Source organism: Shewanella sp. Actino-trap-3 (genome assembly GCF_002836275.1).
GTDB lineage: Bacteria > Pseudomonadota > Gammaproteobacteria > Enterobacterales > Shewanellaceae > Shewanella > Shewanella psychromarinicola.
Genome location: NZ_PJCE01000001.1, coordinates 2,408,998 through 2,421,734, shown reverse-complemented (window position 1 = coordinate 2,421,734; position 12,737 = coordinate 2,408,998). Strand labels below are relative to the sequence as shown.

Annotated in this window: 11 protein-coding genes; 5 read left to right on the top strand and 6 right to left on the bottom strand. The window is 42.4% G+C overall.

Features of this window, described 5'->3' with window-relative positions:
* Window positions 1–465 precede the first annotated feature (465 nt).
* The gene (mdh, locus tag CXF80_RS10280) at window positions 466–1,401 is read left to right on the top strand and encodes a malate dehydrogenase (RefSeq protein ID WP_101032783.1); all 936 of its coding nucleotides are present in this window, start codon (window positions 466–468) and stop codon (window positions 1,399–1,401) included.
* Window positions 1,402–1,489: 88 nt separating this feature from the next.
* Here the strand turns inward: mdh and CXF80_RS10275 are convergent, their stop codons facing one another.
* The 3 genes from CXF80_RS10275 to CXF80_RS10265 form a co-directional block, all read right to left on the bottom strand.
* Window positions 1,490–2,053 (bottom strand): hypothetical protein, encoded by a 564-nt coding sequence (locus CXF80_RS10275; RefSeq protein ID WP_101032782.1) that lies wholly within the window; start codon window positions 2,051–2,053, stop codon window positions 1,490–1,492.
* 269 nt (window positions 2,054–2,322) lie between these two features.
* The gene (locus tag CXF80_RS10270; protein WP_101032781.1) at window positions 2,323–3,138 is read right to left on the bottom strand and encodes an SDR family NAD(P)-dependent oxidoreductase; all 816 of its coding nucleotides are present in this window, start codon (window positions 3,136–3,138) and stop codon (window positions 2,323–2,325) included.
* A gap of 11 nt (window positions 3,139–3,149) precedes the next feature.
* Window positions 3,150–3,539 carry a thiol-disulfide oxidoreductase DCC family protein gene (locus CXF80_RS10265; RefSeq protein WP_101032780.1) on the bottom strand — a complete coding sequence of 130 codons (390 nt, stop codon included), beginning with the start codon at window positions 3,537–3,539 and terminating at the stop codon, window positions 3,150–3,152.
* A 178-nt stretch (window positions 3,540–3,717) separates the two neighbouring features.
* On the opposite strand from CXF80_RS10265, the gene folX reads away from it, so the two are divergent.
* The 4 genes from folX (at window position 3,718) to CXF80_RS10245 (ending at window position 7,177) form a co-directional block, all read left to right on the top strand.
* A complete protein-coding gene (gene folX, locus CXF80_RS10260) occupies window positions 3,718–4,080 on the top strand; it encodes a dihydroneopterin triphosphate 2'-epimerase (RefSeq protein ID WP_101032779.1) in 363 nt (120 codons plus the stop codon).
* Between the two features lie 30 nt (window positions 4,081–4,110).
* Window positions 4,111–4,776, top strand: coding sequence for a GTP cyclohydrolase I FolE (folE, locus tag CXF80_RS10255; protein WP_418896013.1), 666 nt, complete (start codon window positions 4,111–4,113; stop codon window positions 4,774–4,776).
* Between the two features lie 219 nt (window positions 4,777–4,995).
* Window positions 4,996–5,724 (top strand): dihydromonapterin reductase, encoded by a 729-nt coding sequence (folM, locus tag CXF80_RS10250; RefSeq protein WP_101032778.1) that lies wholly within the window; start codon window positions 4,996–4,998, stop codon window positions 5,722–5,724.
* A 160-nt stretch (window positions 5,725–5,884) separates the two neighbouring features.
* On the top strand, window positions 5,885–7,177 hold the full coding sequence (locus CXF80_RS10245; RefSeq protein ID WP_101034740.1) for an O-acetylhomoserine aminocarboxypropyltransferase/cysteine synthase family protein: 1,293 nt from the start codon (window positions 5,885–5,887) through the stop codon (window positions 7,175–7,177).
* 180 nt (window positions 7,178–7,357) lie between these two features.
* Here CXF80_RS10245 and CXF80_RS10240 read toward each other — a convergent pair whose 3' ends face one another.
* From CXF80_RS10240 to CXF80_RS10230, 3 genes are all read right to left on the bottom strand, one after another.
* Complete coding sequence (locus CXF80_RS10240; RefSeq protein WP_232772208.1) at window positions 7,358–7,930, bottom strand: 5-formyltetrahydrofolate cyclo-ligase; 573 nt, start codon at window positions 7,928–7,930, stop codon at window positions 7,358–7,360.
* 391 nt (window positions 7,931–8,321) lie between these two features.
* Entirely contained in the window at window positions 8,322–10,214 is a 1,893-nt protein-coding gene (locus CXF80_RS10235; RefSeq protein ID WP_101032776.1) for a DnaJ-like cysteine-rich domain-containing protein, read from the bottom strand.
* Window positions 10,215–10,265: 51 nt separating this feature from the next.
* Window positions 10,266–12,686, bottom strand: a complete 2,421-nt coding sequence (locus CXF80_RS10230; RefSeq protein ID WP_232772079.1) for a hypothetical protein — start codon at window positions 12,684–12,686, stop codon at window positions 10,266–10,268.
* Between the last annotated feature and the right edge of the window lie 51 nt (window positions 12,687–12,737).

The following is a 12,737-nucleotide window of genomic DNA, read 5'->3' as shown; positions in this document are numbered from 1 at the left end:
TGCCAGTGGCAGCCTAAGTGTACGCTAATTATCTTATTTTATGGTATATAGCGCCTGCGTTCATGGTAGCGCTAATGTCATTAAACCAGTACAAATGAGCGGTTTGCTCATAACGTTAAAACAGTAAAACAAACAACACAAGAGGTTCATATGCAGTTATAGCCGCTATTTGAACGAGGTAATCGAACATGTTTCTGTTGTAGCTAGTCGATATTGAACATCATTAGATTGACAAGATGTGCCTGAAAATGATCAATAATAATCCTTCTTTGGAGCGGTTTTATGATATTTTTAGGTATAAATTTGAGCAAGATGTCCGTTTCCCCCAATTAAACTGTGGATTAGCGCTTACTTATTTATGACTGTCCACTAACGTATAATTGAAATTACTGTGACGATGCAGTAATGTGACGCCACGACAATGTAGATCAATGTCACAAACTGCATAAATTGATGGAGATAATTATGAAAGTTGCTGTATTGGGTGCTGCTGGTGGTATCGGCCAGGCTCTAGCTTTACTGTTAAAAACTCAACTGCCTGCGGGCTCAAAGTTGTCTCTGTATGACATCGCTCCTGTTACTCCTGGTGTTGCGGTTGACTTAAGTCACATCCCAACCGACGTAGAAGTAAAAGGTTTTGCTGGTGAAGATCCAACACCTGCATTATTGGATGCTGACGTAGTCTTAATGTCTGCGGGTATTGCGCGTAAGCCTGGTATGGATCGTTCCGATCTATTCAATATCAACGCTGGGATCGTGCGTAACCTAATGGAAAAAGTGGCGCTAACTTGTCCTAAAGCCTTAGTGGGTATTATTACTAACCCAGTTAACACAACGGTTGCGATTGCTGCTGAAGTATTGAAAAATGCTGGTGTTTACGACAAAAACCGTTTATTTGGTATCACCACTCTTGACGTTATCCGCAGTGAAACCTTCATCGCAGAGCTTAAAGGCTTAAACGTTGCTGACGTTAAAGTGAACGTTATTGGCGGACACAGCGGCGTGACTATTCTGCCTTTACTATCTCAAGTTGAAGGCGTGACGTTCACTGACAAAGAAGTGGCAGCAATGACCACTCGCATTCAAAACGCGGGTACTGAAGTTGTTGAAGCTAAAGCCGGTGGTGGTAGCGCAACATTATCAATGGGCCAAGCAGCTTGTCGTTTTGGTTTATCATTGGTACGCGGTCTTCAAGGCGAAGCTAATGTTGTTGAATGTGCCTATGTTGACGGCGGCAGTGAGCACGCTACATTCTTCGCACAGCCAATCCTTCTTGGCAAAAACGGCGTAGAAAAAGTATTACCTTACGGTGAAATTAGTGCATTTGAAGCTAACGCTCGTGATGCAATGTTAGACACCCTTAAAGGTGATATCAAATTAGGCGTTGAATTTGTTAAGTAATTAACAAATCGATGTACTAAAAAAACGCGAAGCCTTGGCTTCGCGTTTTTTTTGGTTTATCAGTTATAACTCGCTAAAAACAAATTTATTAATTGTTATTACGTAAAGTTTCTAACTCTGCTGTTATTGCTTTTATCTCTTTCCTTGATACACCTGGCCGTTTAGCCAATGACTCAAGTTTTTTCTCTCTAAGTTGTTGCAGTTGCTTAGTTTCTGCAGCACTAAGTTGTTCTTTATCTTCTAATGCGAAAATTTGCTCGTTTATACTGTCCATTTCCGCGGACCAGTTGTCCATTGGTGTCATGGCTTCTTCGTTGTCTTCATCACCTTCTGCGGCATCTACCCAACTTTGGAATTTCGCTTTCGATACGCCAATGTTAGTGGTTATCTCATTCATCAGGCATTGATTCATTTTGTCATCATCTTCACTTAGCATAATAGCTTCTTCATTAAAGCAGGTTGTGAAAGAATCGCGATACCCTTGCTCTAATGTTGAAATATCAATACCCGATAATTCAGCAAGTGTGACGAAATCGCCTCGCGCTTCCATCTGATTGATTGTCATATCAACCATTTGTTGTTGCATATCCTTTGCTATAGCATTAAAGCCAATTCCAGCAAGTAACATTGGTAAAATCACTTTTAATTTCATCTTATTCCCTTAATAACAACTTATGACTTTTAAAACGATATTAACTTAGCAGATTTGATTGTATTGACCTAATCGGCGAACAGAAAACGCTATTGATATGCCTGTCGTAATAGGGAGAAGTCTATAGAAATATGTGGCGTGGATGAGTATTTTTATAGCTGTTTTTTCAGTAGATTAACTGGGATGGTGTTAAACATTAAACATTAAACATTAAACATTAAACATTAAACAAGTTAGTCATCAGTAACGAGTCAACACTATCAAGTCAACTACCAACTTATCTCTTTACCTTGCCAATCAAGATAACTGGCTTCGCCGTTAGGCTGTATTTCAGCCATGATCGCCGTTAACTGGCTGGCGACAAATTCTGGGGTGAATAACTTGCCTGCTGGCACATTGGCCTGAAACGGTTTTGATAATGGGGTGTCAGTGGTGCCGGGATGAAATGCGATGAGCTTGACTCGTTTCAGTCGCCTTGCATATTCTACGGCAGTGGTTTTGATCAACATGTTTAATGCCGCTTTCGAGGCGCGATAGCCGTACCAGCCGCCTAAACGATTATCTGAAATGCTGCCAACTCTGGCGCTTAAAATACTGATCACGCACTTTTTGTCAGCGGCTACGTTATAGTTTGCTTGCGACAATAACGCTGTCAGTGCGCTTAGCCACAGCATGGGCACAATACTGTTGGCATAAAACAATTGCTGCAATGCATCACTGTTAATGTCTTCAATGCGTTTTTCTGGCATCAGGTTTGAGTTTTTGGGTTGTTCAGTTGGCGATAGCGGCGTTTTGGAATGCAAAATACCATTGCACATCACCACACGAGTGACTTTACCGGCAACTAAACTGATGTTGTTAACACACTCAATAATAGAAGCTTGCTGATAATCACAGCTAAAATGGTGGTGCACTATGTTGGCTGGGTGTTCGGCTAACGTCAGTGCCGACTGACGGCTAATCGAAATGATACTTAAGGGTACCTCTTGGCCTTGATCCACTACAGCTTGGTTGATAAACGCTCGGGCAATGGCCGATGAGGCACCAATAACAATTAAGGTTTCTGCTGAAGTTGGATCGCTCATGCCGCTTGCCCTTATTTGATGTTACAAGTGCCGTTACTACAACGCTTTTGACCCGTGAGTAGGTAAGATACCCGGTATCGATTACGAGCAAAGGCCAAATAAGCCACATCGGCTATGGGTTTGATAACAGGCATGCGCAACAGTTTTATCCAACGGTGCTTACCCATCATCCCCCATGCTTTGGCGGTAACATCTAAGCCATAAAGCCAGCTGCCATCCGCTTGAAGCCCGTGTAAAACAGTATTAGCGCGCACCACATCTAAATCAGGGAAGCGCAGCTTAATATCATCGGCATTAATATCTTCAAGGCCAATGCGATTTAAACTGTCGTAGCGCTTTAATTGCTGCATTTCATTGAGGCAAAGCGGGCAAGTGCCGTCGTAAAAAATAGTCAGTTCCATTATTAACCTCATTATTCAAATGTGTATATTGAGTATTGTACGCACCACAAGCCTAGCCAGTTTACATTTACAGCAATCGAAATTTTATACAGATAGGGCTGCTGATCGAAACGACTGTTTATGATCTTTTTATTCAACCTTGGCGTATCTAATCAAAACACACCACAAGGGCTCAATAATGCCATTAAGCCAAGCCATTATTAAGGTCACCAATTTACGCTTACGTACTTTTATTGGTTTTAACCAAGACGAGCGCGAAAAGCAGCAAGATGTGGTGATCAATATTGAGATCCATTATCCAGCCGATCGATCGTTTCAAACCGATAACGTTGCCGATGCGCTAAACTATAAGGTCATCACCAAAAAAGTGATTCAGCATGTTGAAGAGGGTAGGTTTTTATTACTGGAAAAACTGGTTGCCGACGTATTAGAAATTTGTCGTGAACACCCAGCCGTTACCATAGCCAGAGTCACCATTGATAAACCTCATGCATTGCGATTCGCCGATTCAGTGTCGTTGTCTTTAGAGTATCACAGCTAACTTAACCCATTATTTAAGGATGTTATTATTATGATGATTAATGACATAACCCGCGCAGAGTTGTCTGCTGAAGCATTGAAAGTTCAACAAGCTCTAGTCACACATGGACTTGAAACGCCACTGGCACCAAGCCAGATGACCAGTGAGCAAAAATATGAACGCATTAAAGGCTTAATGACTGAAGTGGTGTCAACGTTAGGGCTCGATCTTAGCGACGACAGTTTGGCTGAAACGCCGCACCGCATTGCTAAAATGTATGTTAACGAGATTTTTTCTGGTCTCGATTACGCTAATTTTCCTAAAATAACCCAAATTAAGAATAAAATGGGTGTTGAAGAAATGGTTAAGATCCGCGATATCAGTGTGGTCAGCACGTGCGAACATCACTTTATTACCATTGATGGGCTCGCCAAAGTCGCCTACATACCAAAAGACAATATTATTGGATTATCGAAAATTAACCGTATCGTGCGATTTTTTGCTCAAAGACCACAAGTGCAAGAACGCCTAACCCAGCAAATTTTAGTGGCGCTGCAAACCTTACTGGAAACCGACGATGTCGCAGTGAGCATTAATGCCACCCATTACTGCGTAAAATCACGCGGCATAATGGACACTTCATCAAGCACCCAAACCACTGCGCTTGGCGGCTGCTTTAAAGCCAACCCAGCGACAAGAGCTGAGTTTTTAGCTTAGGAATCACCTCAGTTTGGGATGTAAACCGTTATCAATAATGGCTAATGACTTCAATTACCTCAAGTAACTGAAGTTATTTTTTTATGACCAAGCTATAACTTGTCACCATTAGGCATTAAGATGACTTTTAGTCATCAATTGATCATTTTCTTTGAGATAACCATCTAATTTGCTTATGATAAAAGTTCAATGTATCAGAGCTAAAATAAAGAGAGCATTATGGAACGTACAATACTGATCACTGGCGTAGGTAAACGCATTGGCTATGCCCTGGCTAAATATTATTTGGCCCAAGGTCATCAGGTCATTGGTACCTATCGCACCCACTACGACAGTATTGAACAGCTGGGAAAGTTGGGGGCGAGTTTACATTCATGCGACTTAACTAATCCTGTGGCAATCGATGCATTGATTGAGCATATCAATGAGCATCATGATCGCCTCGATACCATTATCCATAATGCGTCAGACTGGTTGCCCGACAACAATGGCTTAAGCCCGAGCGAGACTATGACGCGGATGATGCAAATTCATGTATCTGCGCCGTATCAAATCAACCTAGCGTTAGCACCATTGCTGATCAGTGCCGCCAAAACCAATGACGATAGCATTGGTGCCAGTAACATTATTCATCTTACCGACTTTGTAGCCGAAAAAGGCAGTAAAAAGCATATTGCCTACGCCGCCAGCAAAGCCGCACTTCACAACATGAGTCTGTCGTTTGCGAGCTTGTTAGCCCCGCACGTTAAAGTTAACTCCATTGCGCCTGCTATGATTTTATTTAACCAAGATGACGATGATGCCTACAAAGCCAAAGCACTGGCTAAAGCGATGTTGCCTAAAGAAGCCGGTAATGATGAAATCATTTCTTTGGTCGACTACCTACTGGGCAGCCATTATGTTACTGGTCGCAGTTATGCGGTAGATGGTGGCAGACAGTTAAAATAGTCATGTCGTGAGGTATTGTTGCAACTAAGTAATAGACTTCTAGATGGCTAATTGCTAGTGTAGAGAACCGCTGCTATTATCAACAACTGCGGAGCCCCTTTTGGGTCATTAATCCATTCGAATATACACAGTTAAGGAAGGCGCTATGTCTGCAGCAAACATGAAACTGGAATCACTGGCATTACATTATGGCTACGAGTCTGAAGCAACCACTAAAGCTGCAGCAGTGCCCATTTACCAAACGACATCGTACACCTTTGATGATACTCAACACGGTGCCGACCTGTTTGACTTAAAAGTTGCCGGTAACATTTACACCCGCATTATGAACCCGACAACCAGCGTACTTGAACAACGCTTGGCTGCGATAGAAGGTGGCATTGGTGCGCTGGCAGTTGCATCAGGCATGGCGGCAATTACTTATGCCATTCAAGCGTTAACCCAAGTGGGCGACAACATTGTCAGCACCAGCCAGTTATACGGTGGCACCTATAATTTATTTGCCCATACATTGCCCCGCCAAGGTGTTGAAGTCCGTATGGCGGCGTTTGATGATTTCGATGGCCTCGATGGATTAATTGACGACAAGACTAAAGCGTTATTTTGTGAATCGATTGGTAATCCTGCCGGTAATATTGTCGACTTACAGCGTTTGGCCGATATTGCCCACAAACATGGGGTGCCGTTAATTGTTGATAATACTGTGGCAACGCCAGTGTTATGTCGTGCATTTGATCATGGTGCAGATATCGTTATTCATTCATTAACCAAATACATTGGCGGCCATGGCACTACTATTGGTGGGGTGATTATTGATTCGGGCAAATTTGATTGGGTAGAGAACAAGCAACGCTTTGCGATACTCAATGAGCCCGATCCGTCTTATCACGGCGTGGTTTATACCGACGCGTTTGGCCCAGCGGCCTTTATTGGTCGCTGCCGCGTTGTGCCATTGCGCAATACTGGCGCAGCATTATCGCCACACAGTTCCTTTTTATTACTCCAAGGTTTAGAAACCCTAAGCCTGCGCATGGAGCGTCATTGCAGCAATGCCCTCACGTTAGCTGAATATTTACAACAGCATCCAAGCATTAGCTGGGTTAATTACGCCGCATTACCGGATAGTCCGCATCATGGTACATGCCAAAAAATCACTGGCGGTAAAGCCTCTGGTATCATCAGTTTTGGCATTAAAGCCGATAATGCTGAAGCCGGTAAAGTCGCTGGTGGTAAGTTTATTGATGCACTGCAAATGGTGCTGCGTTTAGTCAATATCGGCGATGCTAAATCACTGGCGTGCCATCCCGCCAGTACCACTCACCGCCAACTCAGCGGCGCAGAGTTAGCCAAAGCCGGCGTGTCAGAAGACCTCGTCCGCATTTCGGTGGGAATAGAGCACATCGATGACATCATTGCCGATGTTAGCCAAGCATTAGAGAAAGCAATTGTGTAACTAACATAAATAAAATAAATAAAAAGCCCTATCAATACTGTGTATTGATAGGGCTTTTTATTATGCTATGAGGATCAACACTTTGCCGGAGCGGCTGGGGAGATCCAAGAGGGGAAAGCCGTTTTCCCTGCTTGAACGGGTGTGGGCGAAGCGCCAGGACCTTAATAAAATTAAGCTATTTTAAATAGCTAACCGTTTCGTTGGAGTAATTATCACCGGCAACGGCACATCCCAATATTCAATCGGTAAAACGCTCACTTGCTGACAGTCATGGGCATACCCGACGGCTAACGGCTTGTTATCAATCACTTGTGCCAAGGTGCGGTCGTAGTAACCGCCGCCCATACCCATGCGATTACCATTATTATCAAATGCGACTAAGGGTGTCACAATCATATCCAGCTGCTCAACAGTGGCAATGTTGCCGACATCAAGCTTGGGTTCGGCAATGTTAAAGCGATTGTTTATCATCACAGTATCAGCGGTATAGCGAATAAACAGCAAATGCCCTTTAGCAAAAGGGTGCAAGCGAGGTAGATACACTTCAATATCTAATTTCCATAAAGCTTTTATCAACTTATTGGTTGCTAGTTCACCGTCAAAAGCTAAATATAGCGCCACTCGTTTAGCTGAAATACGCTGAATTTCTGACAATAAATGTCGACTAGCAATCAAGGCTAGTTGGTTTTGTTCCGCTTGAGAAAGGGCATTACGCTCTTGCCTGATATGGCGACGAATACTGTCACGGCTCATATTATAACTGTCGAATAACGGTGCTGGGATTGAAGGATCTGTAAATGAATCGTGATTGATAATGGCTTGATCCGTCATAAGTTTATCTGATGCAGTGCTGCCAGAAGAAAAATAAGTAATCAGGGTTTGAACCGCTGAAGAATCTGACTGATATGGTTCTGAATTAGTCATAAAACGCGTCATGCTCATATGTAGGGAATACTCCAACACTTACAAATGAATTTAAAAAAACGATAATCAACAACTGGAACTCAAAGTAGGTTATCGCGTTCTGTAATGAGATGAAATCACAGATTGATAGTCAGCTAATGCTGAATCACTTTGCATCAAACTTCCCCCCAGCGTAAGGCTTAGCATTACGCTGGGTTGTTTTTAGCAACACAATACGGGACTATTTATCCATGTTCATCGATTTTAGTAGCACCGGACTCTCGTAATCAGCCACCATCGTCTTTGCTTTTAACCAAAATTTTCTACGTGTTAAGAAGTAAGTAAAGCCAACTGATAACAAAGCCCACTCAATTAAATTATTCCCCATAAAACGTAAACCAGATGATAATAACGCAGCCACATCACCAGAATAATTAGCATTATTTTCGATAAAACCATAAGTTGGGTTTATTAAGAACAAACCGTATTGTAGGGCACAATAAAAACTGACTCCAGCAATCAATCCAAAAATTTTGCTATACCACTTTTGTGGCCATTTTACACCAATGACGAGTAAGTAAAGCCCGACCAATAATGAGCCACTCACGAGAGTGCTAGCCATGGCGGGTGAATGGCCAAGCAGTTCAACCGTGTTGTAATAAAGCGTTAACGCCATATGTGGCAATAATAGTGTAATGCTGATAGCCAATACCCAGATTTTAGCGTTACTGATATTTTTCCAATACAATTTTTTCACACCTTGGTAGCTTAACCACAATAACCCAAGTACAAAGGCATAATTAGCCACAGCGGGAAGCCCGAATAGGCCAAATTGCATCGTCAATAACGCCATCATCCATTCAGGTATTTGAGTCACGCTCATGCGATAACCGGAATCGACTGCAAATTTTGGGAATAACAGCGCGATTAACATCCCTAAAGTAAAGAATAAATAAGTGTATTTAATCAAGCCTGCGAACATGTTAGGTGTAATACCTTTAACGCTTTGCTTTTTTAATTGTGTCACTAAGTTTTGGTAGTTAGATAATACCGCGTCTTTAATATCAGTCGATACCCAGTTTTCATCTAATAATGCAATTTGCGTGTGGGTTGTATTGGCTTCGATAATGTTTTTTACAGCAGGGGTGGCTAATGCCACTTTGTCGGCGGATTGACTGCCCCCAGCCATTTTCTGTGCCACACTCCATACCGCAGGATCGTAAACCCCACCGGCATTATGGGTGGTGTTCTTTTTACCGGCAAAGCACATCTTGGTATCGACTTTATCAATTGTCGCGGTAAATTGCAGGGTTGGAAGTTTAGCGGTAAAAGCATACATAAAGGTACAGCCATCAAGGGTGCCCTCAACATCAACTTCAGTTATCTCAGTTAAATTATAGACTAAGTTTAAGCCGCTATTTTTGACAAATTCAGAGGTCCATTTGTGGTAATCACTGCTGTTATAAGCCCAGTTAGTGCTGCGTTTTGCTTCACCATCAATGGTGTAACTGTGATAGAGGTAACCGCCGCCACTACAAGTGCCGCACGTCACAGAGCCCGAGCCGTTGCAGGTATAACAGGTTTTTTTACCACTGCCCCAACATGATGAACAAGACTCTGTGGTATAAACCGTGCGATTATTATAGCTATCATGACGCGAAACACTGACGCGACCACTACCATGACAACCACTACAAGAGTTACTACCAGAGCCATAACAGCTAGAACAACTTCGACTACCAGAACCATGGCAACTGTAGCAAACTTTGCTGCCTACATAGGTTTCAGGGGCTGATTTTAAGCCTCTATTTCTTATTAGGAAATTTTCCGCAATATCAGGCCCGAGTATTGTTAAGAAACGATCGTTAAACAACGAATTCTGTCCACTGACATACTCTTTGGCTTTGTCATGGGCGTGATCTCGGGCATTGGATGCACTGCCTGACTTAATTCCAGATGGGCAATAGCCGCCGTGTTCATGTGCACTCACGCCAACTTCAATCGTCCAACCAAAGGTAAATTTAAGCTGTGGAAGCTTTGCTTGTTCGTTGCTTAATATTACTGGTACATCGACACCAGTGAGATCTTTACCGTTGCTACGGATAAAACTTTGGAATTGTTCTAATTTACTCACGTAATACTTCCTATAAATCAATGCGTGATGAATTTTTTCACTGTTTTTTTATCATTGACTGGTCACGTCTGCTGCTGACAAATTGATATTAAAATCAGTTTCGTCGGCTTTCAAATACACCCATTCTCTAACGGAAATATGTCCAGGGGCGCTGACTTTTATGTCATAACTGCCCGCGGGTAACATCATGCCTGCTTGATATGTTGGTTTAATATTCATCACTGCCACCTTGGCATTGGCGATATTGTTGTTGATAGTCAGAGGTAATAAGGCGGCTTTCTTAGGCGAGTATTTAGCAAGCTTAGTTGAATCATGTTCAGACATTATTGCTAAATCAAAGCGGTTAATGGGCTCACTGATCGCATTAAATCCTTTGGTGATAAATAAGCCTTGGTCAATGGATGAACCGATAGGTTGCACCATAGGTTGAGTCACTAATAACCATTTAAGAGCGAATGAAATCATGGCTGAATCATTCTTCTCCATTTGTTCAAAAAAGTAATGCAACGCCGATTCTTTCATGGTGTATTGGTTAACGGCCATGGATAAAGGCACCACAAAAATTGCCGCTAATAACAGGATTGATATTGCAGGTTTTATATATCGGTTAGGCTTAGCTTTTGCTGCTGCTCGAGTCCTTTTTACTTGCACGAGTTCTACGGCTTTCATCGGTAACTTTAATAGGGTTAATAGCACCAAGGCTAAGCTAATCGACATGGATATTGGCGGAATAATCGTTGATCTTAAAGCCGACTTACCCGTCGATTCAAAAGCGCCGCCGTCGGCAAACTCAACTTGTTGGGCTTCGAGCACATTAAGATACTCGGTGGTTTTCCGTCGTATATTGGGTTCAATAATTTTCTGTTTAAACTCACGGTTATTCCAATCAGCCAGCGTTGGTTTTACGTAAAGCTCTTTCATTTCATCCTCAATACGCTGTTGGATAACGCCTTGCTGTTGAAATGTCTGCCAGCTTAAATTCGGCGGCATGTCATTGCCTTTAGCCTTCATTTTTGATCGCCACTCACTATCAGCTTGTTGACGCACTTTTTTAGCAACTGCAATGTCAAAGCTATTACGATCGGTCAGTGACCAAGAAGGGGATAAGGTTAAGCCTTTTTGTTTCAGCTTTTTATTCACTTTTATGCTGGTAAGTTCATTTACTCTAAATTCATGAATTGAGTTAATGCCTAATGGATAGCCACCCGACTCTTTAATAAAATCAGGCTCCATTTTTAGCATCAACACGTTTTTATAATGATTCACATCGTTGGTATACACCATACGATGATCTTTAAATCCAGCGTCGCCACCCGTTACGGCATCAGCAGCTTGCATTGCAGTGTAAAGGCCAAATGTCAAAATCCCTGAAATAATGGAATTACCGACGTTTTCAGACGTCGAAATTTCTTCACGAACCAACCAATCATTAGGTGGAATATAAGGCATGCTGTATTTGGCTATTTCTTTGTCATAACCGTTCTGCAGTCGCTCGAAACAACGGTCTTTATTACTGCCACTTTTCTTTTCTGCACATTTATTACGCCGTTCAAAATAATCGTATAATTTAGGGGCTATTTTTTGTGCCCGGGATTCGACCCTGGCTTCATAAGCCTTGGTGCCTTGTTGGTATTGCTCCCAACCTTGCTTTACCTGGTTTTGGGTATCGAGCCAGTAAGCGTCAGATCGTGTTTGTACGCTAGCTAAGGCCTGATTATATTGATTAGAACCTGCAGCATACTCAGTGTATTTTCCCCGTAGGGTCTGGCGGAAATTATCATAGTTGGCGTAATGTTGATCAAATTGAGACATAGCACGATCACGAACAAATTTTTCCATGATCAAGCGCTTTTTCTGTTTTAAATCGTCCACTAATTTATCATCAGCGTATACGAGTCCACCAAACACGGATAAAAACGTTTTTTCGATTGCACTGTGTTTTTTACCTGGGTCGTAATCAATGCCTTCAAATTTGATTGAATTTTCAATCAATGCGCTACGAAGTACTTGCGACAAATAAGCTTGTTGGCGCTCTTCTGGGGTCGATGCATTAATAATAAAATGATCCACTAACCACTTTTGACCAAAAAATACCGTTGGCCAAATAATCACTGCAATTAGGGTGAAATAACCTAAAGCCCGAGTGGCTTTAGCCACTTGTTTACCTTTTAGTAATAAGTCAGCTAAAAGCAGGGTAACGCCAATACCACTGATGGTACGACCAAATAATTCTACCGCCCGTAAGTCTTCCACGCTGGAATTGCGCCCGCCAGCAACATCGGTTAACGCCGCATTAAACACCGCCTCAGGGAATAAATACACTATCGAACAAATGAACATCAACAGCATCCACCAGAAGGGTTTACCCGTGTTAACCATTTGGGCTTCAACAGCTTGTTGTTTTTTAGCTTTGGCAGCCGTTGATTGTTGATTTTTCTGTACTTTCTTCAGCTCTTTTTCAGCTGATTCCATCTTCTTTTGCGTCGGGGCAGTGTTAAGCAAATTTGTTGCAAATGGACTTTT

Coding starts and splice junctions, on each gene's coding strand:
- CXF80_RS10275 (WP_101032782.1), bottom strand. CDS start 2,053: ATGAAATTAAAAGTGATTTTACCAATGTTACTTGCTGGAATTGGCTTT.
- mdh (WP_101032783.1), top strand. CDS start 466: ATGAAAGTTGCTGTATTGGGTGCTGCTGGTGGTATCGGCCAGGCTCTA.
- folX (WP_101032779.1), top strand. CDS start 3,718: ATGCCATTAAGCCAAGCCATTATTAAGGTCACCAATTTACGCTTACGT.
- folM (WP_101032778.1), top strand. CDS start 4,996: ATGGAACGTACAATACTGATCACTGGCGTAGGTAAACGCATTGGCTAT.
- CXF80_RS10240 (WP_232772208.1), bottom strand. CDS start 7,930: ATGAGCCGTGACAGTATTCGTCGCCATATCAGGCAAGAGCGTAATGCC.
- CXF80_RS10245 (WP_101034740.1), top strand. CDS start 5,885: ATGAAACTGGAATCACTGGCATTACATTATGGCTACGAGTCTGAAGCA.
- CXF80_RS10230 (WP_232772079.1), bottom strand. CDS start 12,686: ATGGAATCAGCTGAAAAAGAGCTGAAGAAAGTACAGAAAAATCAACAA.
- CXF80_RS10270 (WP_101032781.1), bottom strand. CDS start 3,138: ATGAGCGATCCAACTTCAGCAGAAACCTTAATTGTTATTGGTGCCTCA.
- folE (WP_418896013.1), top strand. CDS start 4,111: ATGATGATTAATGACATAACCCGCGCAGAGTTGTCTGCTGAAGCATTG.
- CXF80_RS10265 (WP_101032780.1), bottom strand. CDS start 3,539: ATGGAACTGACTATTTTTTACGACGGCACTTGCCCGCTTTGCCTCAAT.